21 protein-coding genes are annotated in these 20666 nt (G+C 63.2%); 13 read left to right on the plus strand and 8 right to left on the minus strand.

What is annotated here, in order from left to right:
* Window positions 1-19: 19 nt before the first annotated feature.
* The 4 genes from BRPE64_RS16015 (at window position 20) to BRPE64_RS33990 (ending at window position 4425) form a co-directional block, all read left to right on the plus strand.
* Window positions 20-1507, plus strand: coding sequence for an NCS1 family nucleobase:cation symporter-1 (locus BRPE64_RS16015; protein WP_044042296.1), 1488 nt, complete (start codon window positions 20-22; stop codon window positions 1505-1507).
* A gap of 48 nt (window positions 1508-1555) precedes the next feature.
* Window positions 1556-3019: a dihydropyrimidinase gene (hydA, locus tag BRPE64_RS16020; RefSeq protein ID WP_016354509.1), complete on the plus strand. Its 1464-nt coding sequence runs from the start codon at window positions 1556-1558 to the stop codon at window positions 3017-3019.
* Window positions 3020-3147: 128 nt separating this feature from the next.
* The gene (locus BRPE64_RS16025) at window positions 3148-3912 is read left to right on the plus strand and encodes a CDP-diacylglycerol diphosphatase (protein ID WP_232519253.1); all 765 of its coding nucleotides are present in this window, start codon (window positions 3148-3150) and stop codon (window positions 3910-3912) included.
* Between the two features lie 108 nt (window positions 3913-4020).
* Complete coding sequence (locus BRPE64_RS33990) at window positions 4021-4425, plus strand: BrnT family toxin (protein ID WP_084675767.1); 405 nt, start codon at window positions 4021-4023, stop codon at window positions 4423-4425.
* 38 nt (window positions 4426-4463) lie between these two features.
* On the opposite strand, the gene BRPE64_RS16035 is transcribed toward BRPE64_RS33990, so the two are convergent.
* The 3 genes from BRPE64_RS16035 to BRPE64_RS16045 form a co-directional block, all read right to left on the minus strand.
* Window positions 4464-4796 carry a hypothetical protein gene (locus BRPE64_RS16035; RefSeq protein WP_016354511.1) on the minus strand — a complete coding sequence of 111 codons (333 nt, stop codon included), beginning with the start codon at window positions 4794-4796 and terminating at the stop codon, window positions 4464-4466.
* 94 nt (window positions 4797-4890) lie between these two features.
* Window positions 4891-6132, minus strand: coding sequence for an aspartate carbamoyltransferase (locus BRPE64_RS16040; protein WP_051180492.1), 1242 nt, complete (start codon window positions 6130-6132; stop codon window positions 4891-4893).
* Between the two features lie 81 nt (window positions 6133-6213).
* Window positions 6214-6633, minus strand: a complete 420-nt coding sequence (locus BRPE64_RS16045) for a secondary thiamine-phosphate synthase enzyme YjbQ (RefSeq protein WP_016354513.1) — start codon at window positions 6631-6633, stop codon at window positions 6214-6216.
* 123 nt (window positions 6634-6756) lie between these two features.
* On the opposite strand from BRPE64_RS16045, the gene BRPE64_RS16050 reads away from it, so the two are divergent.
* From BRPE64_RS16050 to BRPE64_RS16060, 3 genes are all read left to right on the plus strand, one after another.
* On the plus strand, window positions 6757-7251 hold the full coding sequence (locus BRPE64_RS16050) for a BON domain-containing protein (protein ID WP_144063421.1): 495 nt from the start codon (window positions 6757-6759) through the stop codon (window positions 7249-7251).
* 180 nt (window positions 7252-7431) lie between these two features.
* On the plus strand, window positions 7432-8772 hold the full coding sequence (locus BRPE64_RS16055) for an NfeD family protein (RefSeq protein ID WP_044042690.1): 1341 nt from the start codon (window positions 7432-7434) through the stop codon (window positions 8770-8772).
* Window positions 8773-8815: 43 nt separating this feature from the next.
* Window positions 8816-9589: a slipin family protein gene (locus BRPE64_RS16060; RefSeq protein ID WP_016354516.1), complete on the plus strand. Its 774-nt coding sequence runs from the start codon at window positions 8816-8818 to the stop codon at window positions 9587-9589.
* Window positions 9590-9592: 3 nt separating this feature from the next.
* On the opposite strand, the gene BRPE64_RS16065 is transcribed toward BRPE64_RS16060, so the two are convergent.
* Window positions 9593-10129 carry a carboxymuconolactone decarboxylase family protein gene (locus BRPE64_RS16065; RefSeq protein WP_016354517.1) on the minus strand — a complete coding sequence of 179 codons (537 nt, stop codon included), beginning with the start codon at window positions 10127-10129 and terminating at the stop codon, window positions 9593-9595.
* A 207-nt stretch (window positions 10130-10336) separates the two neighbouring features.
* Here BRPE64_RS16065 and BRPE64_RS16070 point away from each other — a divergent pair, with 207 nt between their 5' ends.
* From BRPE64_RS16070 to BRPE64_RS16090, 5 genes are all read left to right on the plus strand, one after another.
* Entirely contained in the window at window positions 10337-11245 is a 909-nt protein-coding gene (locus BRPE64_RS16070; RefSeq protein WP_016354519.1) for a LysR family transcriptional regulator, read from the plus strand.
* 171 nt (window positions 11246-11416) lie between these two features.
* Window positions 11417-12508, plus strand: coding sequence for an HlyD family secretion protein (locus tag BRPE64_RS16075; RefSeq protein ID WP_016354520.1), 1092 nt, complete (start codon window positions 11417-11419; stop codon window positions 12506-12508).
* 9 nt (window positions 12509-12517) lie between these two features.
* Complete coding sequence (locus BRPE64_RS16080) at window positions 12518-14101, plus strand: DHA2 family efflux MFS transporter permease subunit (protein WP_016354521.1); 1584 nt, start codon at window positions 12518-12520, stop codon at window positions 14099-14101.
* 25 nt (window positions 14102-14126) lie between these two features.
* A complete protein-coding gene (locus BRPE64_RS16085) occupies window positions 14127-15566 on the plus strand; it encodes an efflux transporter outer membrane subunit (protein ID WP_044042691.1) in 1440 nt (479 codons plus the stop codon).
* Window positions 15563-16024: a PaaI family thioesterase gene (locus tag BRPE64_RS16090; RefSeq protein WP_016354523.1), complete on the plus strand. Its 462-nt coding sequence runs from the start codon at window positions 15563-15565 to the stop codon at window positions 16022-16024. The genes BRPE64_RS16085 and BRPE64_RS16090 overlap by 4 nt, the downstream gene beginning before the upstream one ends.
* Window positions 16025-16080: 56 nt before the next feature.
* Here the strand turns inward: BRPE64_RS16090 and BRPE64_RS16095 are convergent, their stop codons facing one another.
* Complete coding sequence (locus BRPE64_RS16095) at window positions 16081-17409, minus strand: aspartate aminotransferase family protein (RefSeq protein ID WP_016354524.1); 1329 nt, start codon at window positions 17407-17409, stop codon at window positions 16081-16083.
* A 152-nt stretch (window positions 17410-17561) separates the two neighbouring features.
* On the opposite strand from BRPE64_RS16095, the gene BRPE64_RS16100 reads away from it, so the two are divergent.
* Window positions 17562-18977, plus strand: coding sequence for an aminotransferase-like domain-containing protein (locus BRPE64_RS16100; RefSeq protein WP_016354525.1), 1416 nt, complete (start codon window positions 17562-17564; stop codon window positions 18975-18977).
* 53 nt (window positions 18978-19030) lie between these two features.
* Here the strand turns inward: BRPE64_RS16100 and BRPE64_RS32365 are convergent, their stop codons facing one another.
* The 3 genes from BRPE64_RS32365 to BRPE64_RS16110 form a co-directional block, all read right to left on the minus strand.
* Window positions 19031-19291, minus strand: a complete 261-nt coding sequence (locus tag BRPE64_RS32365; protein WP_084675768.1) for a hypothetical protein — start codon at window positions 19289-19291, stop codon at window positions 19031-19033.
* Between the two features lie 234 nt (window positions 19292-19525).
* Complete coding sequence (locus BRPE64_RS16105) at window positions 19526-19837, minus strand: hypothetical protein (RefSeq protein WP_016354527.1); 312 nt, start codon at window positions 19835-19837, stop codon at window positions 19526-19528.
* 159 nt (window positions 19838-19996) lie between these two features.
* Window positions 19997-20557, minus strand: a complete 561-nt coding sequence (locus BRPE64_RS16110; RefSeq protein WP_408608253.1) for an H-NS histone family protein — start codon at window positions 20555-20557, stop codon at window positions 19997-19999.
* Between the last annotated feature and the right edge of the window lie 109 nt (window positions 20558-20666).

The raw sequence follows: 20666 nt of genomic DNA on the forward strand, positions 1-20666 counted from the left end.
TTCAACCGGAGTGCATCCGATGAAGCAGACAGGGCATAGCGTCGAAGCGAGCAGTCTCTACAACGACGATCTCGCGCCGACCGGTCCCGCGCAGCGCACGTGGAAGTGGTATCACTTCGCGGCGCTGTGGGTCGGCATGGTGATGAACATCGCGTCGTACATGCTGGCGGCGGGTCTCACGGAGCAGGGCATGTCGCCGGGACAGGCGGTGCTGACCGTGCTGCTCGGCAATATGATCGTGCTCGTGCCGATGTTGCTGATCGGCCATGCGGGCGCGAAGCACGGCATTCCGTATGCGGTGCTCGTGCGCTCGTCGTTCGGCACGCAGGGCGCGAAGTTGCCCGCGTTGCTGCGCGCGATCGTCGCGTGCGGATGGTACGGCATTCAGACGTGGCTGGGCGGCAGCGCCATCTATACGCTGCTGAATATTCTGACGGGCAACGCATTGCAGGGCGCCGCGCTGCCGCTGATCGACATCTCGTTCGGGCAGCTCGCGTGCTTTCTCGTGTTCTGGGCCTTGCAGATCTACTTCATCTGGCACGGCACGGATTCGATCCGCTGGCTCGAAAGCTGGTCCGCGCCGATCAAGGTCGTGATGTGCATCGCGCTCGTGTGGTGGGCGACGAGCAAGGCTGGCGGCATCGGCTCGATGCTCTCGGCGCCGTCGCAGTTCGTCGCGGGCGGCAAGAAGGAAGGCCTTTTCTGGGCGACGTTCTGGCCGGGCCTGACGGCGATGGTCGGCTTCTGGGCGACGCTCGCGCTCAACATTCCTGACTTCACACGCTTTGCGCGTTCGCAGCGCGATCAGATGATCGGCCAGTCGATCGGATTGCCCGTGCCGATGGCGCTGCTCTCGGTGGTCTCGGTCGTGGTGACGTCGGCGACGGTCGTGATCTACGGCAAGGCAATTTGGGACCCGATCGATCTGACGAGCCGAATGACGGGCATTGGCGTGGGCATCGCGCTTGTTATCCTCACGCTCGATACGATGTGCTGCAATCTCGCGGCCAATCTCGTCGGACCGGCCTACGATTTTTCGAGCCTCTGGCCGAAGGGCATTTCGTATCGCGCGGGCGGCATGATTACCGCGACCATCGCCATCGTCATGATGCCGTGGAAGATTCTCGCGACCACGCAGGGCTATATCTTTACGTGGCTCGTCGGCTACTCGGCGCTGCTCGGGCCGGTTGCGGGCATTCTGATGGTCGACTACTTTCTGATTCGCGGCACGCGGCTCGATCAGCGCGAACTCTTCGACGAGCACGGCGAATACTCGTACAGCAACGGCTGGAATATTGCCGCGGTCGTCGCGCTGCTGGTCGGCGTGCTGCCGAATCTGCCGGGCTTTCTGCATACGGCATTTCCCGCATCGTTTCCCGGCGTGCCCGCATTCTTCAATACGCTCTACACGTATGCATGGTTCGTGGGCCTCGTGCTCGCCGCCATCGTCTATGGATCGTGGATGAAGCTGCGCGGCAGCCCGCGCGCGGGCGTGCTGAGCGCCTGAACCGACAACGACTGAACCGACAACGATTGAATACGAGGAGGACGACTCATGCCTATCCTGATTCGCGGCGGCACCGTCATCGACGCGGACCGCACTTATCGCGCCGACGTTCTATGCGCCGACCCGCAGGCGGGCGGCACGATTCTCGCCATTGGCACGGACCTCGAAACGCCCGCCGATACGCAGATCGTCGATGCGGGCGGCCAGTACGTGATGCCCGGCGGCATCGATCCGCACACGCACATGGAGTTGCCCTTCATGGGCACGACCGCCAGTGACGACTTCTACACCGGCACGGCGGCGGGTCTTTCGGGCGGCACGACGAGCATCATCGACTTCGTGATTCCGAGCCCGAAGCAGTCGCTCATGGGCGCGTTCAAGGAGTGGCGCGGCTGGGCGGAGAAAGCATCGGCGGATTACGGCTTTCACGTCGCGGTGACGTGGTGGGACGAGTCCGTGCATCGCGACATGGGTCTGCTCGTGCATGAACACGGCGTGTCGAGCTTCAAGCACTTCATGGCCTACAAGAACGCGATCATGGCCGACGACGAAGTGCTCGTGAACAGTTTCACGCGCTCGCTCGAACTCGGCGCGCTGCCGACGGTGCACGCGGAAAACGGCGAGCTCGTGTTTCAGTTGCAGAAGCAGCTGCTTGCGAAGGGCTTCAAAGGTCCGGAGGCGCATCCGCTGTCGCGTCCGCCCGAAGTCGAGGGCGAGGCCGCGAACCGCGCGATTCGCATTGCGCAGGTGCTGGGCGTGCCGATCTACATCGTGCATGTATCGGCGAAAGATGCCGTCGATGTGATCGCGAAAGCGCGCAACGATGGCTTGCGCGTGTTCGGCGAAGTGCTGCCGGGGCATCTCGTCATCGACGAATCGGTGTATCGCGATCCGGACTGGACGCGTGCCGCCGCGCATGTGATGAGCCCGCCGTTCCGCACGAGCGAGCATCGCGAAGCATTGTGGCGCGGGCTGCAAGCCGGGCAACTGCACACCACGGCGACCGACCATTGCGTGTTCTGCGCGTCGCAGAAGGCGATGGGCCGCGAGGATTTCACGAAGATTCCGAACGGCTGCGGCGGCGTCGAAGATCGCATGGCGGTGCTGTGGCATCACGGCGTGAACATGGGGCGTCTCACGCCGAACGAATTCGTGCGCGTGACGTCGACCAACGCGGCGCAGATCTTCAATCTCTATCCGCGTAAAGGCGCGGTGCAGGTGGGCGCGGATGCGGACCTCGTCGTGTGGGACCCGAACGCGACGCGCACGATCTCCGTGAAGACGCATCATCAGAAAGTGGATTTCAACGTCTTCGAGGGCATGACGGTGCAGGGCGTCGCGATGCATACGCTCACGCGCGGCGCGCTCGCCTGGACCGACGGCGATCTGCGCGCGGTGCGCGGCGCGGGGCAGTATTTGAAGCGTCCGCCGAATTCGTCGTACTTCGAGGCTGCGCGCGTCGCGAACAAGCTGAAGGAGCCGCATCCGGTGGATCGCACCGAAGCCGCCTGATTCGCGCTCCATGACGAAGCCCGCGCCGTGCTTGCGGCGCGGGCTTTGTCGCGTTCGGAGGCACGTTCACGCGCTTGCAAGCATAATCCGGCAGGCTGAATCCTTTCGTTCACCGCCGAATCATGCCGATGAAAACCACGAAGAAAATCCGTCTGCTTGGCGCGCTGGCTTGCGTCTTCTTGCCGCTCGCGTGCGCGGCCAATCCGAATGCGCTGTGGGAAATCGTCCACGATTATTGCGAGCCCGCCGCGGAAGGCGCGCACGTCCGGCAGAAATGCGCCGACGTGAACCTGGCAGGCGGCTATGCGGTGCTGAAAGATATCGTCGGTGTCGCGCAATATCTTCTGATTCCGACGGCGCGCGTGAGCGGCATCGAGAGTCCCGCGCTGCTCGAACCGGACGCGCCGAACTACTTCCGCGATGCGTGGCAGGCGCGCGTCTATGTGGACCGGAAGCTGCGCCGCACGCTGCCGCGCGATGAGATGTCGCTCGCCATCAATTCCGCGAGTGGGCGCACGCAGAATCAGTTTCATATCCATATCGACTGCCTCGCCGCCGATGTCGCGCAGACGCTGCGGGAAGTGGGACCGGGCATCGGCAAGGAATGGGCGCCGCTGCCGGTGCGCTTACGCGGACACATCTACAGCGCGATGCGTATTGATGACGCCGATCTCGCGCACACCGATCCGTTCAAGCTTCTCGCGCCCTACGCCGCGAGCCGCGGCCAGACGATGGGCGAGCAGACGCTGCTGCTCGCCGGCGCCGTGCGCAGCGATGGCGCGCCCGCGTTCTATCTGCTCAACGATCACGTTCAGACCGGGGACTGGGCGTCGTCGGAAGAGCTTCAGGATCACACCTGCGCGATAGCCGATCGGTCTATAGAAAAGCCTTGAGGTTTCGGAGAAGAATGAAGCGACGAAATTGCTTCGGAGTTCAGATCAACGTATCTGCAATTCGGAACTTTCGTGTCTTGTCGCTTCTACTTCTGGGAATCACAATGAATGAACTTCGACATCACGTTTGACCCGTTGAAGGACGCGATCAATCGCATTCAGCATGGGGTTTCGCTCGATCTCGCGCGTGAGATCGCGTGGCTCGACGTCATGGGCTGGGTAGATGATCGTCGCGATTATGGCGAGGTTCGTGAGGTGGGTTTCGTGCCACTTTACGGCCGTATGTTTTGCGTGGTATTCACGCAGAGAGGACAGGCGCTGCGCATTATCAGTTTGCGCCGCGCCAATAGCAGAGAGGAAAACCGTTATGAACGTAGCATCCAAGATATGGATTCGCAGCACGCCGGAGGAGGATGCGGAAATCCAGAGGGGGATCGATATGGACCCGACAACCTACGTCCTTTCCGACGAAGAGTTCGCGCAGTTGCGACCCTTTGTTCGCAGGACTTTTAAGCCGGAGGAAGAGGCCGCAACGCCCGACGAGTGAGGCTTCAATTCGCTCCGCGCACCGCCTGCCGATGCGCGAATACCCGCGGCGCAATGTCCTCGACGCGTGCTTCCGGAAGCACGCGTCGCAGTGTGCGCAGCGTGAACGCGAGGTCTTCGCTGGCGGTATCGAACTCGAGCCGCAAGTCACAGCCTTCACGCTGCGCCTGACTCACATAAATGCCGAGCGGCGAATGAAATAAAGCGCGAATGCGTTCGCGCGAAGCTTCGTTGTCCGCGAAATGAGCCAGCGCCAGAATGCGCACGCGCTGGCATGCGGCAAAGCTTTCATCGTGTGTGTTTCTGCGGCTCGCAACCCAGGCTAGCGACATGTCCATGACCGTTGCTCCATGACGTTCTTCTTGTATAGAAGCATAGACGGCGTGGCGTCAAAGTCGCATTAAGAGATGCTTGCGTCGCGTAAAAAACGTGTCAATCGAAACCTTGAAATACTGCATCGTCCGGGCCGATGGAAGCAGGCGACTTCCATGTCGCGTCACGCATGGAGTGGCGTACCTGATGCTCCACACCCAGCAACACCGCGAAAATCGCCATGCGCACCGCAATGCCGTTGTCGGTCTGCCGAAAGATTGCAAGGCGCGAGTCGTGATTCAGATCGGTCGCGAGATCGTTGGCGCCGGGGCGGCTGTCGCGCGGCAACGGATGCATGATGAGCGTGTCGCGCCCGCACACATGGTCGACGAGCGCCTGATTGATCTGGAAATCTGGCGTATAGCCTTCGATGTTCTCGTCGGCGAAACGCTCTTTCTGGATACGCGTGGCATACACCACGTCCGCGCCCGCGAGGCCCGCATGCAGGTCGCTGGTCTGCTCGATCACATGATCGCCGCGCGCGATCCGCTCGACGATATGCGCCGGCATCTCCAGCGAGCGCGGCGAAACGAGGGTGAACTTAAGCCCTTTGTAAAGCGAAAGGAGCTTGGCGAGCGAGTGCACGGTGCGGCCGTATTTGAGGTCGCCGACCATGGCGATATGCGCGCCGTCCACGATCTTTCCCAGCCGCGAGAATTCACGCTGGATCGTATAGAGGTCGAGCAGCGCCTGGCTCGGATGCTCGCCCGGACCATCGCCCGCGTTGATAACCGGAATATTGGTCGCGCGCGCGAATTCGGCAACGGAGCCTTGCTCCGGATGGCGCACGACGATCGCATCGGCATAACCGCTGATGACGCGGCTCGTATCGTAGATCGATTCGCCCTTGGCCATCGACGAGAACGTGAAGCCGGTCGTGTCGCATACCGATCCGCCGAGCCGCGCGAACGCCGCGCCGAAGCTCACGCGCGTGCGCGTGCTGGCCTCGAAGAACAGGTTCGCGAGCACGGCGCCTTCGAGCACGCGCGTGATTTTCTTGCGCCGTGCAATGGGCTGCATGGCGTCGGCGGTGCGGAACAGCGCTTCAGCCGAATCGCGCGAAAACTGGTCGATCGACAGCAACTGCGGACGGCCCTCGAACGAGATCGACGGGTATGCGCTTTGCGTATAGGCATCGTGCTCGGTCATGCCAGCGAGAATTTCGGCGACGTAGCGCGCCGCAATTTCAGGCATCGCCCGCGATTCCGGCGATTCGTCGGGCAGAAGCCACGTGTCTAAAGCCCGGCGCGACACGCCGATCCGCGCGGCAAATGCGTCGCGCGTCATGTTCAGGCGACGCATGGCGTCGCGCAGGACCGTCTGCTGCTGAAGTTGCTGAGTCACCGTCACCGCTCCCGAGATATACGCGGTGCGTATATTAGGTCACTCGCCGATCAGATGCAAGACAAGTTCGCGCTGATGCTGCGCAGTCCGATGCTCGAACACGTAGATGCCTTGCCACGTGCCGAGCACCATGCGCCCGGCCTCGACGGGAATCGAAAGCTGGACCGTGGTGAGCGCGGTGCGCAGGTGGGCGGGCATGTCGTCGGGGCCTTCGGTGTCGTGCACGTAGCGGCCGGGCGCTTCCGGCGCGACCGTTTCGAAATAGCGCTCGAGATCGGCGCGCACATCGGGATCGGCGTTTTCCTGAATCAGCAGCGAGGCGGACGTGTGCCGGCAAAACAGCGTAAGCAAGCCGGTGCGGATGTCCTGAAGATCGATCCAGTGATCGATGTCGCGGGTGACTTCGTGCAGGCCGCGCGAGCCTGTCGCGACCGTCAGATGGTGGAGTGCCTGTTTCATGTCGGCCTCGGTACGGGGAAAGTGGGCGCCACCCGGTGAGTCTACCGGCTCGGGCGCACGTCGATCCGTTCCGTTTCGATGAACTATGCTGATTGAACGATGGTTCGATAAAAGGCGCGCACGATGAGCGAAAGCTTGTCCAGGAAAAAGCCAGCATACGGAATGCTGACGCTCGCGGTTCTGATCGCGCTGCCAGCCGCGACGCGCGCCGCCGACCCGCGCATCAATCGCGGCAACGATCCCTTCCTGCACGTGTCGAGCGCCGTCGCCGGGTGCAGTGCGCCGCGCGGGCCGGTCGAGACCGAGCAGGAATGGCTGGACGAAGCGCATTACCGCATCGAGCGCGGCAACAGTTGCTGGATCGCGGGCCGCTGCCGTCTCTCGAACAGCTACGACTACGACAAAGAGATCGCCGAGAGCGTGACGCGGCGCCTGAATTCGCTGAACGCGTCGCTGCAGTGGCGCGAAAGAACCAGCCTGTGGCTGACGATCCAGCGCCGCTTCATCTATCTCGATGGCTGCGTCGCCCAAGATTTCGACATATCCGGCTTCGTGTCCGCACTCGGCGAGACGGCCGATGTCGAAAAGGTCATCGACCGCACGACACGGCGGCCGTGATCGCGCATTTGGCCTAAGCTTGAAGAGAGACCACGCGCGATGCCTGAGCGTATCGCGAAAGAGGAACCGGCGGCGCGCGCGCGGCTGGTTTAGCCGATGAAAACAAGCCTCGTAATCTGCTGGCGGACGTGCGGCCAGTTCGTGCAAGCCGTGCTCCGCGGGCTGCTGCCGCTGCTGCTGATGTTGGGCTGGCCGCTCGCGTCGCTGAACGCGGCGGCCGCGGCAGCTGCGCCAGTCGTCGTGATTCCGCTGAAGGGCGCGATCGGTCCGGCGAGCGCGGATTTTGTCGTGCGCGCGCTCGCCCGCGCCGCCGACGAGCATGCGCAACTCGCCGTGCTGCAACTCGACACGCCCGGCGGACTCGATCTCTCGATGCGCTCGATCATCCAGGCGATTCTCGCGTCGCCGGTGCCGGTCGCCGCGTTCATCGCGCCGAGCGGGGCGCGGGCGGCGAGCGCGGGCACGTACATCACGTACGCGAGCCATATCGCGGCGATGGCGCCGGGCACGAATCTCGGCGCGGCGTCGCCGGTGCAGCTTGGTATGGGCGGCGCGGAGCGCGAGCGGTCGGGCGCGAGCAAGTCGGCGTCGGGCGCGGACGCTCAATCGACCGAAACGCGCAAGCAGATGCAGGACGCCGCCGCCTACATTCGCGGCCTGGCGCAACTGCGCGGGCGCAACGTGCAATGGGCCGAGCGCGCGGTCCGCGAGGCCGTGGCGCTATCGGCGAGCGAGGCGCTGGAACAGAAAGTGATCGACCTGACCGCCACCGACATCCCCGATCTGCTCGCGAAACTCGACGGCCGCCACGTCCAGACGGCGAGCGGCGCGCACGTGCTCGCGACCCGCGGCGCGCCGCTCGTCGTGTTGCAGCCCGACTGGCGCAGCCGCTTTCTCGCGATGATCACCGACCCGAGCGTCGCGCTCATCCTGATGATGATCGGCATGTACGGCCTGTTCTTCGAGTTCGCCAATCCCGGTATGGTGCTGCCGGGCGTCGCGGGCGCAATTTGTCTGCTCGTCGGATTGTTCGCGCTGCAACTTCTGCCGGTCAGTTTCGTCGGACTGGGATTGATCGTGCTGGGCCTGGGCTTTCTCGTCGCCGAGATGTTTCTGCCGACCTTCGGCTCGCTCGGCATCGGCGGCGTCATTGCGTTTGCTATCGGCGCGCTCATGCTGATCGACACCGACGTGCCGGGCTTCGGCGTGCCGGTGGGCCTCGTCATCGGGCTTGCGCTTTTCTCGGCGCTGTTCGTCTTCGCGGTGTCGGGCGTCGCGCTCAAGGCGCGCAGGCGTCCGGTCGTGAGCGGCGGCGAGGCGATGCTCGGCAGCATCGGCGTGATGTTGACGCGCGATGTGGGCAGCGGCTGGGCGCGCGTGCACGGCGAACGCTGGCGCGTGCGGACCGCCGCGCCGGATACGCTGCCGGGCGAGGGCGCGCGCGTACGTGTGATCGCGCGTCAGGGTTTGACGCTGACGGTGGAACCGCTGGAGAGCGAATCCAGCGCCGGCCATTCATGAACACATCGACTACATCGACTACATCGACCACGAGGCTTGAAAAATGGGGCTTACCTTCGGATTCAGCGGCATCCTGATTGCGCTCGTCATTTTCGTTCTGGCGTCGGCGGTGCGCATTTTTCGCGAGTACGAGCGCGGCGTCGTGTTCATGCTCGGGCGTTTCTGGAAAGTGAAAGGACCGGGACTCGTGCTGATCATTCCGGTCGTGCAGCAGGTCGTGCGCATGGACTTGCGCACGGTGGTGTTTGACGTGCCGCCGCAGGACGTCATCACGCGTGACAACGTGTCGGTGAAAGTGAATGCGGTCGTGTATTTTCGCGTGGTCGATCCGGAGAAAGCGGTGATTCAGGTCGCGCGTTTTCTCGACGCCACCAGCCAGCTTTCGCAAACCACGTTGCGCGCGATTCTCGGCAAACACGAACTCGACGAGTTGCTGTCCGAACGCGAGCGCCTCAACAGCGACATCCAGCGCGTGCTCGATTCGCAGACGGACGCGTGGGGCATCAAGGTCTCGAACGTGGAGATCAAGGACGTCGACATCAACGAGACGATGATCCGCGCGATTGCCCGTCAGGCCGAAGCCGAGCGCGAGCGCCGCGCGAAGATCATCCATGCCGAAGGCGAGCTGCAGGCGTCGGAAAAGCTGTTGCAAGCGGCGCAGATGCTCGCGCAGGCGCCGCAGGCCATGCAGTTGCGCTACCTTCAAACCCTGACGACGATCGCCGGCGACAAGAACTCGACGATCATCTTTCCGATGCCGATCGATCTCGTGAGCAACATCATCGACCGGCTCGGCAAAGGCCCGAACTCAGCGTGACGCTCAGACGAGCGCGGGGAAGTCGATCGTCGTGTCGTTCACGCGATTCACGAGGTTCGTGAAGTTGATGACGCTCATCGCGAACAGCGCGTCGATCACTTGCGCTTCCGAGTAACCGGCGGCGCGCACTTCGTCGAGGCGCGCGGCGTCGATCGTGCCGGCGGAACCCGCCACATGACGCACGAAGCGCACGAGCGCATCGCGCTTCTCGTTGCCGGTGGCTTCGCCCGCGCGAATTTGCTGCGTTTCGGTCTGCGTCAACCCAACCATCTTGCCGACGACGGTATGCGCCGCGGCACAGTAATCACAACCCGCCAGTTCGCTGATGGCAAGCTTGATTGCTTCGACATCGGGCTTGCTGAGGCTGCTCTTCGCGAGGATCGCGTCGCCGTTAAGCGTGGCGCCGAGCGCGGCGGGGCTGTGCGTGCCGATGGTCACATATGCGTTCGGCACGCGGCCCATCGCCTTCTTGATCCCGGTGAAGAGTTCGGCGGTGACGCCGGTGGCGTCGTTGACGTTGATTTGCGAAAGACGTGACATGGTGTGCTCCGGTTTTCAGTGGTTGGCCATCTGTATGGCATGGGTTGAACTTTAGGCGCGCACCGCTTCCGCGTGAATGCTCGCGCGGCTCGCAAAACCGCGCGATCGTCTCAACCTGCAATCCTGCAATCGCAGCGTTTTTTGCACCTTCATGCCATGATCGGGGCTCGACCAACCCAAGCCCGCGCCTGCATCGCGCATCCGCATATGGACCATCTGACGAGCCTGAAGGTGTTTTGCACTGTGGTCGAAGCGAAGAGCTTCGCGCGTGCCGCCGACATACTGGGCTTGTCGCCGCCGGCCGTCTCGCGGGCCATCGCGGGTCTGGAGGAGCGGCTCGGCAGCCGGCTCTTCAACCGCACGACGCGGCAAATCTCGCTGACGGACACCGCCGAGCGTTTCTTCGCCGATTGCTCGCGCCTGCTCGACGAACTGCAGGCGATGGAAGAGCGCGTGTCGAACCGCGCGAGCGAGGCGACCGGACTGTTGCGGCTCGTCGCGCATACCACGGTGATGACGAGCCGCTACACGCCGCTCGTCGCGAGCTTCAGGCGCGCGCATCCCCATGTGCGGCTCGACGTGACGCTGACCGAGCGCCCGGTCGATCTCGTCGGCGAAGGCTACGATCTCGCCATCGTGCTGCCCTTCATGCTGTCCACCGATACGGCCGTCACGCGCCTGCTCGAGACCATTCCGCTCGTGCTCGTCGCGAGTCCCGCGTATCTCGCGCAGCGTCCGGCGCCGCGCCATCCGTCCGAACTGATCGACCACGAATTCGTGCCGATGTCCGCGTCGATCCGCAAGCCCGCGCTCACGTTTCGCATCGGCGGCGAGGAAGTGCGGGTGCCGCTCAATCACGGCGTCTCGTCGAACAGCGCGGTGTTCAATCGCGAGATGGTGCTGCAGGGCTTCGGCATCGGCGTGCTGCCGACCGCGCTCGTCAACCGCGACATCGCCGCAGGCCGGCTCGTCACGCTGCTCGACGCCTACGAACGCGTGGAAGCTGCCATCGAGATCCGTATCGCGTACAGCACGCGCGCGCTTTTGCCGGCGAAAGTGCGCGCGTTCGTCGAACACGCGGTGCGCTTCTGCGCCGATGAAGCCCTGCAAAACTGAGCGCGAGGCCCGCCCGGTAAGACTTTGCCGATTCTTTCCGGCAGCGTTATTCAATCGTGTCGCCGATGACGGTTGACTTGGTGCATATGCACAACTAGTCTTCCGGGCTATGACGGGCGGCGGAAGCAGCCCTTTTTCCCATCAAGACTGTGCATATGCACAAATAATCAGATGACGACACCTACGACGAATATCCCATCGGTCGCGGCGCCCGCCCTGACGCGGCCCGCGCGCCGCATTCCCTGGATGCTGCTGGCGCTCGGTCTGGTCGGGCTGGTGCTGATCGCCGCCGCGACGTACTGGGCGCTCGTGCTGCGTTTCGTGCAGAGCACCGACGACGCCTACGTCGGCGGCGACGTCACCGTGCTCGCGCCGAAGGTGAACGGCTTCGTCTCCGATGTGCTCGTGCAGGACAACCAGCGCGTGAAGGCGGGCCAGGTGCTGATCCGCCTCGATTCGCGCGACTACGACGCCCGCCTCGCGCAAGCCGATGCGGAGTTGTCGAGCGCGCGCGCGGCCGTGACCGAATTGCAGGCGAAGGACGCGCTGCAGGCGGCGGTCATCAATCAGCAGCAGGCGGAAGTGCGCGCGTCGTCGGCGGAGCTGACGCGCAGCGGGCAGGACCGCGCGCGCTATCGCGAACTCGTGAAGGACGACGCGGTGTCGAACCAGATCGTCGAACGCGCGGATTCGGACTATACGAAGGCGCAGGCGTCGGTCGATCGCAGCGGCGCGTCGCTGGTTGCGGCGAAGCGCCAGTTGAGCGTGATCGACGCGCAGATCGCGGATGCGCAGGCGCGCGTCGCGACTGCGGAAGCGGCCCGCCGCGTCGCGGAGCTGAACGTCGAGTACACGACGATCCGCTCGCCCGTCGATGGCTACGTGGGCAACCGCACGGCGCGCGTGGGCGTGCTGGCGAACGTCGGCACGTCGCTGCTGACGATCGTGCCGTCGAGCGGTCTCTGGATCGATGCCAACTTCAAGGAAGATCAGCTGAAGAAAATGCGCGCCGGCGACGACGCCGATATCGAACTCGATGCGTCGAGCGTGCCCTTCACGGGTCATGTCGAAAGTCTCGCGCCCGCGACCGGCGCAACGTTCAGCGTGCTGCCCGCCGAGAACGCGACGGGCAACTTCACGAAGATCGTGCAGCGCGTGCCGGTGCGCATCCGGCTCGACGTGCCGAAGGGCATGGAAGCGGTGTTGCGTCCGGGTCTGTCGGCGACGGTCAAGGTGCATCTTCGTCCGCAGTCGAACGGCTGAGGAGCGGTCATGACGCATACCGTTCCCTCCGTTCCCTCCGATCCCGCTAATCAGCCGCTCAAGCAGCGCATATTCGCGTTCGCGCTGATGTGCCTCGGCTTCTTCATGGCGACGCTCGATATCCAGATCGTCGCGTCCTCGCTGAAGGATATCGGCGGCGGATTGTCGGCGAGCCAGGACGAATTGTCGTGGGTGCAGACGTCGTATCTGATCGCGGAGATTCTCGTCATTCCGATGTCGGGCTGGCTCTCGCGCGTGCTCTCCACGCGCTGGCTGTTCGCCGCGTCCGCGGTCGGCTTCACGATCACGAGCATGCTGTGCGGCATGGCGTGGGACATCAATTCGATGATCCTGTTCCGCTGCCTGCAAGGCGCGCTCGGCGCCGCGATGATCCCGACCGTTTTCACCACGGCGTTCGTGATCTTCCCCGGCAAGCAGCGGTTGATTGCATCTACAACGATCGGCGCGCTGGCGTCGCTGGCGCCCGCGGTCGGGCCGGTGATCGGCGGATGGATCACCGATCAATGGTCATGGCACTGGTTGTTCTATCTCAACGTGGTGCCGGGTCTGGTCGTGGCGCTGCTCGTACCGAAGTACGTCAACATCGACGCGCCCGATCTTTCGTTGCTGAAGAAGGGCGACTATCTCGGCATCGCGTTGATGTCGGGCTTTCTCGGATGTCTGGAATACGTGCTCGAAGAAGGTCCGCGCAAGAACTGGTTCGGCGATGACGTGATCATCGTCTGTACGTGGATCTCCGCGATCTGCGGCTTCCTGTTTCTCGTGCATGCGTTCACGGCGAAAGACCCGGTCGTCGATCTGCGCGCGCTCGCGGTGCGCAACTTCGCGATCGGCAGTCTGCTGTCGTTCGTGACGGGCATCGGCATATTCGTTTCGGTGTTTCTGACGCCGGTGTTCCTCGCCCGCGTGCGTGGCTTCGATTCGCTTCATACCGGTCTCGCGCTGCTGTCCGTCGGCTGTTTTCAGTTGCTTTCCATCGGCCTGTACGGGTTCGCGTCGCGCTTCATCGACATGCGTGTCTTGCTGGCGTTCGGCCTGATCTGCTTCGGCGCGGGCTGTTACTTCTATACGCCGCTCACGCACGACTGGGGCTGGCAGCAATTTCTTCTGCCGCAGGCGCTGCGCGGCATCGGCCAGCAATTCGCGGTGCCGCCCATCGTCACGATGGCGCTCGGTTCGCTGCCGCCGTCGCGGCTCAGGTCGGCGAGCGGTCTCTTCAATCTGATGCGCAATCTCGGCGGCGCGATCGGTATCGCGGTGAGCGCGACGATGCTCAACGATCGTCTGAACTTGCACTACCTGCGTCTGAACGAGAACGTGACCGTCGGCCGTCCCGTCATCGACGATATGCTCGCGCGCAGCTCGGCCCATCTCGCCGCCGCCGCCGGCGATGCGCTGAATGCTTCGCAAGCGGGACTCGCGTCGCTGCATGCGCTCGTCATGCGCGAGGCGCTCGTGCTGACCTTCGCCGATTGCTTCTACGTGCTGGCGCTGTGCTTTCTTGTCGGTCTCGTCACGGTGATGTTCGCCAAGCCGATCACGAGCGCGCCGCCATCGTCCGATGCGCATTGAACATAGTTATCCGGATGCTTCGATCATGAAGAAACTCGTCACCGAAATACTCGCGTGTCTTTCGCTGGCGGCGTGCGCGGTGCAGCCCGCGACGCACGCCGATCTGCCGACGACCGTCACTCAGACCGCCCCAGCCGACTGGAGCGTCGATGCGCCGAAAGACGCGTCCGATCCGCTTGCGTGGTGGAAGCAGTTCAACGATCCCGTGATGCATGAACTGGTCGCCTCGGTGTTGAACGACAATCTCGACCTGCAGGCGGCGCTCGAACGCGTGAAGCAGGCGCAGGCGCTCACGACGCAACGCCGCGCCGCGCTCCTTCCGCAACTCGATGCGAACGCCGGCGCGTCCAACTCGCGGCAGAACACGCCGCCGCCGCTCGGTTATGTGCGTCAGGCGGGCGTGGGTCTCACGCTCAGCTGGACGCCCGATGTGTTCGGCGGCGAGCGTCTGGAATTGCTCGCGTCGCAGGCGCAACTTGTCGGCCGTCAGCATGCTGCGGATCAGGTGCGGCTCGCGCTCGCGGCGAATACGGCGGGCGCGTATGTCGATCTGCGTTGGGCGCAGGCCGAGCTGAAAATCCTGCAGGACAATCAGGCGATCCGCGAGCGCGCGCTGAAGCTCACGCAGCGCCGTCTGCAATACGGTTTGTCGACGAAACTCGACGTCGCGCGGGCGCAGAACCAGTTGAGCGATCTGCAATCGCGCATCCCGCGCACGCAGGCGACGATTCAACATCAACTGAGCCTGATCGCCGTCTATTCGGGGCGCACGCCGGAGTCCATCGACAAGCTGATGCTCGCGAATCCCGGCGCCACGCCCGTGATTCCGGTGCCCGCGAGCGGCGTGCCGCAGATGCTGCCGTCGGACGCGTTGTTGCGCCGCCCCGACGTGCTCGTCGCGTATGCGAACGTGCAGCAGCGCGCGGCGGAAGTGGGCGTCGCGCGTGCGGAGCGCTATCCGAAGTTCTCGCTGCGCTTGTCCGATGGATTGCTCGCATCGTCGTATCTCGGGCTGCCGACATTGACCGACAACCTCTTCTCCGCCGCGCTCAACGCGACGAGCCCGATCTTCAACGCGGGACGCATCACGGCGGAGATCGAGCAGAACGAGAGCCGCATGCGCGAGTCGGAACTGCATCTTCGTCAGACGATGCTCGAAGCGCTGAAGGACGTCGAAGACACGCGCAGCGATCTTGTCAGCACGAACGAATCGGCGGCGCGTCTGACGGAAGCGCTCGCGGCGTCGGATCAGTCGCTCACGTTGTCGACGCAGCTTTACAAGGGCGGCGCGGCGAGCTTTCTCGACGTGCTCGACGCGCAGGAAGCCTATCTGCGCGACGCCGATGCGCTGAATCAATCGAAGCGCGAGCACGCGCTTGCCGCGGTGGCGCTGTATCGGTCGCTCGGCGGCGGATGGAGCGATGTCATCGAGACTGCGAGCATCAAAGCAGAGGAGCCGAAATGAGCCTCATCGAAGAAGCGGGATTGACACCGGCCGCCGGACTCGACGGCCTGGCGCAAATGCGCAAGCTGATCGCGAGCGGCCGCAAGCCGGGCATTCTGGTGTCGCTGGAGTTCGACTTCATCGAAGTCGAAGCGGGCAGGGCGATCTTCGCGGGCGTGCCCGGCGATCACGCGTATAACCCGATCGGCACCGTGCACGGCGGCTATGCCGCGACGCTGCTCGATTCCGCGTGCGGCTGCGCGGTGCACTCGTGCCTGACCGCCACGCAGGCCTACACGACGCTCGAACTGAAGGTGGCGTATCACAAGGCGGTCACGCGCGAGACGGGTCTGTTGCAAGCCGAAGGTCGCGTGCTGTCGATCGGACGCCGCGCCGCGTTCGCCGAGGCGACGCTCAAGGACATGAGCGGCAGATTGTTTGCATCGGCGACATCGACGTTGCTCGTCATGGAGCGATAAAAAAGCCCGGTTCCTCTTTGCAAGGAACCGGGCTTTGCGGATGGTGTCAGCCGCGCTTATTTGATGCTTTCCAGCGCCTTTCTCACGGTGCCGAAGATCTGATCGATCTGATCGTCTTCGATGATGAGCGGCGGCGAGAACGCGAGGATATCGCCGGTATAGCGCACGAGCACGCCCGCCTCGAAGCACTTGACGAACGCCTCATACGCACGCGCGCCGGGTGCGCCGTCGCGCGAATCGAGTTCGACGCCCGCCACGAGTCCGAGATTGCGGATGTCCTTGACATACGGCGCATCGCGCAGCGCGTGCACCGCGCTCTCGAACTTTTCCGCCTTCGACGCAGCGCGTTCGAACAGCTTGTCGCGTGCGTAGAGGTCGAGCGTGGCGATGGCCGCCGCGGTCGCCACCGGGTGCGCCGAATACGTGTAGCCGTGGAACAGTTCGATCGCGTTCGTGGCGCCCGCGTTGACGATCGTGTCGTGAATAGTGCGGCTCGCGGCGACGGCGCCCATCGGAATGGTTGCGTTGTTGATCGCCTTGGCCATCGTGATGAGGTCGGGCGTCACGCCGAAATATTCGCTTGCCGTCGCTTTGCCGAGGCGGCCGAAACCGGTGATGACTTCGTCGAAAATCAGCAGGATGCCGTGCTTCGTACAGATTTCGCGCAGCTTCTGCAGATAGCCCTTCGGCGGCACGAGCACGCCGGTGGAACCCGCGAGCGGCTCGACGATCACGGCCGCAATGGTCGATGCATCGTGCAACGCGACAATGCGCTCCAGTTCCTCGGCGAGATGCTCGCCCCACGCGGGCTGGCCCTTCGAGAACGCGTTGTGCGCGAGATCGTGCGTGTGCGGCAGATGATCGATTGACGGCAGCAGCGCGCCCGAAAACGTCTTGCGATTCGGCGCGATGCCGCCGACCGAAATGCCGCCGAAGCCCACGCCGTGATAGCCGCGCTCGCGCCCGATAAGACGCGTGCGCTGCCCTTCGCCACGCGCGCGGTGATAGGCGATGGCGATCTTCAACGCGGTATCGACCGACTCGGAACCCGAGTTCGTGAAGAAGATGCGGTCGAGCCCGTCGGGCATCAGGTTCGCGACCTTGGTCGCCGCTTCGAACGCGAGCGGATGGCCCATCTGGAAGGTCGGCGCGAAGTCGAGCGTGGAGAGCGCCTTCTGCACCGCTTCGACGATCTCGTCACGGCAATGCCCCGCGTTCACGCACCACAGCCCGGCGCAGCCGTCGAGCACTTCGCGACCATCGGTCGAGCGGTAGTACATGCCTTTCGCGCTTTCGAGCAGACGCGGCGCAGCCTTGAACTGACGATTGGCGGTGAAGGGCATCCAGAACGACGAGAGATCGTCGATGACGGGGCGGGCATTCATAGGGGTCTCCTCATTAGGAACGGTCACTGCACTGTATTCCTCGGCAAATTTGCGCGGCATAGACAGTTGCTTCACTGCGTTGCCAACTGTGCTGGCAAAATGCTTCGAACTGTACTGGTTGGCGCGCATTGGCCGCGCTATGCTCGGATCCCATGATCGAACTCAAGCTGGAGCGCGGCTCGCGTCAGGCGCCGACGCTCGTCGAACAACTGGTGCGCGCGTTCGCCACGGCGATCGACGAGCAGACGCTGCGCGCGGGCGCGCTCCTGCCGTCGGTCAGACGCCTGGCCGATGCCGAAAATCTCAGCACCTTCACGGTGACGGAGGCGTATGGCAGGCTCGTGTCGATGGGTCTCGTCACCGCGCGGCGCGGCTCGGGCTATCGCGTGGCCGTGCGCGCGCACAGCGAGCGCGTGCGCGCCGTCGAATGGCAGCCGCCGAGTCTCACGGCGACCTGGCTGCTTTCCGACGTATTCGCCGATCATTCGGTGCCGATCAAATCCGGTTGCGGCTGGCTGCCCAACGAATGGGTCAACGAGAGTGGCCTGCAACACGCGCTGCGCGCGGTGAGCCGGGTGCCGGCGGCGCGCATCGCGGATTACGGGCATCCCTATGGTTTTGCGCCGTTGCGCGAGCGTATTGCCGAGCAACTGGATCGTCACGGCCTGCCGGTGGAGGCTGCATCGAATGTGCTGCTGACGGCGGGGGCGACACAGGCGCTCGATCTCATCGTGCGCACGTTGTTGCGTCCGGGCGATGCGGTCGTCGTCGAAGATCCGGGTTACTGCAATCTGCTGCAGATTCTGCGGCTCGCCGGACTCGACGTGCATGGCGTGCCGCGTACTGTCGCGGGCATCGATACGGAGGTGTTCGAGCGCATCGTGATCGAGCATCGGCCGAAAGCGGTGTTCCTCAACACCACGCTGCAGAATCCGACGGGCGCGACGTTCGGCATGGCGTCTGCGTTTCGCCTGATGCAGATTGCCGAGCGTCACGGCCTGTGGGTCGTCGAGGACGATGTGAACCGCGAGCTTGCGCCGCCGGGTGCGCCTCTGCTGGCGTCGATGGAGGGGCTCAATCGCGTGCTTTATGTCGGCGGCTTTGCGAAGACGATTACGCCCGCGTTGCGCTGCGGTTATGTCGTCGCCGAGCGGGAAGTGTTGCGCGAACTCGCGCGCACCAAGATGGCGGTGGGACTGACTTCATCGGAGGCGACGGAACGTATCGTCGAGAAAGTGCTTACCGAAGGGCGTTACGCGCGGCACGTGGAATTCGTCGTCGACAAACTCAAGGATGCGCATGCGCTCGTCGAGGAGCGGATGGACGCGTTGGGCGTGGAACTGTTTCGACGTCCGCGCGCGGGCTTGTTCGTTTGGGGCGCGTTGCCGATCGATCCGGCGGAGGGCAGCGCCGTGGCCACGCGCGCATTGCAGCACGGAATATGGCTTGCGCCGGGTTCGTATTTCCGCCCGGACGATGCGGAAAGCCCGTGCTTCAGATTCAATGTGCCTTATTCCACCGATGACGCGCTTTGGGATTTTCTGGAAAAAACGATTAAGGGAAATTAATGCGGACGCGGTGTTTTAAATCCGCGTCCGCTTAAGCAATGGTTAGGCGATGCTTATTGCGAAACCTGATTCGAAACGGAAGCCGAAACCTGTCCGTTTTGAGTTTGCGCAGTGCGCGACGTATCGACGAAATTGCTGCGTCCTTGCGCCGCTTCTTCAGCCGCGAAGGTTTGCGCGCTGACACCGTGTTGCGAAGCCGGTGCACCGACATCCGGACGATAATGCGGCGCGGGACCATATCCACCCGCAAATGCAGAACTGGCAAAGACAGAACTCAATGCAATAGCAAAGCCCACTACGAGTCGCTTGTTCACGAGAATGCTCCAGCAGAGAAAGGGAGGATGCAGTTGAGATACAGGTGGCAACTGCAATCGGTGAGCGTGTCGTTGATTACGAAACGGCCCCGACATGTGAACGCAGTGTAGGTGGAGTGTGCGAGCTTGTAATCTGGCTAAAAGCCAATTGAGTTTTCGTCAATCTCAAACAATGGGATGACGCTGCGTTTAGACGCGGCGTCGTCCGGTGAATGTCTGATGCATTGAAGCCATTCAGGCGCTTGCGTGAACCATTTCCCGCTGCGCCGACGTGCGCACGCGCGCGTCGCGAAGCTTCGTCACCCGCGTACGCGACGCAGCAAGATGAGCCCGCAAAAAAAAATGCTCGCAAACATCTTTGCGTCGTACAGGGTTGAGCGGATCGCAAAGACGAATCGTCAGCGTCGACGCTTCGGCGCGAACTTGCGATTCGGCCTCAGGTGCTTCCCACAGCACGACGGTAAACGTACCGTCGGACACCTGTACCACTTGAAAACGCGAGAGATCGATCTGAGTCAGTTCATGAGGTTCGATCGAATGATGCATGGTGTCCTCGACGTGTTCGGCAGGTGCACGGAGTCAATGCAACTACCGTGCCGGTCGCGAAGACCGCATGGAATATGCGCGATGCGTCTAAGGCGCGTGTCATTTTCTTCCTGGCTTACATGGAAAAATGCGCTAAACGAAAATAGCACGAACAGTTAGCTATTTGTCGGAAGGAATGTCTGAAGTGACGCTGTTGCTCCCCACAAGTGCTGACGCGGGCGATATCGCTTGAGCCTCAACGATGTCTTGCGGCGCCGCTTCGCTTGCAGTTTTTTTGCGCGGCGCGCTGCGTTTCTTAGCGGCCGGCGCTGGTTTTGATTTCTTGACCGCAGGCGCGCGCGTTTGCGACGGTTTGGCCTTAGCGGTCGCCGTTGTCTTAGCGGCGGTTTTCTTAGCGGCGGTTTTCTTAGCAACCGCCTTAGGCTTGACCGCGCTCTCCGTTCCCTCAGCATCGATCAGAAACTTGCTGCGATCCTTGACGTTCGCGATCCACGCGGGCGGCCGCGCCCAGCCGCTCCACGTCTCGCCCGTCTTCGGATTGCGATACTTGGGCGGCAGCTTGCCTTTCTTCGCCATCTTCTTGACCGCTTCACGCCGTTCCGCAGGCGCGGGCAACGTGACATGCGGCTTGGCGGCGCGCTTAGTTTTCTTGTTGTGCTTGGCGATATCGTCGGTTGTGAGGCCGTGGCGTTCCATCATCGCGCGGATATCGTCGATCACGGCTTGCGCGCGTCTGGCGATCAGGCTTTCGGCCTGTGCCTGCAATTTCTTGAGCCTCGCCTGAATTTGCTTCAGTGTCGCCATCGCCATCTCCTCATTTTTTTAGGGC

Source organism: Caballeronia insecticola (assembly GCF_000402035.1).
Lineage (GTDB): Bacteria > Pseudomonadota > Gammaproteobacteria > Burkholderiales > Burkholderiaceae > Caballeronia > Caballeronia insecticola.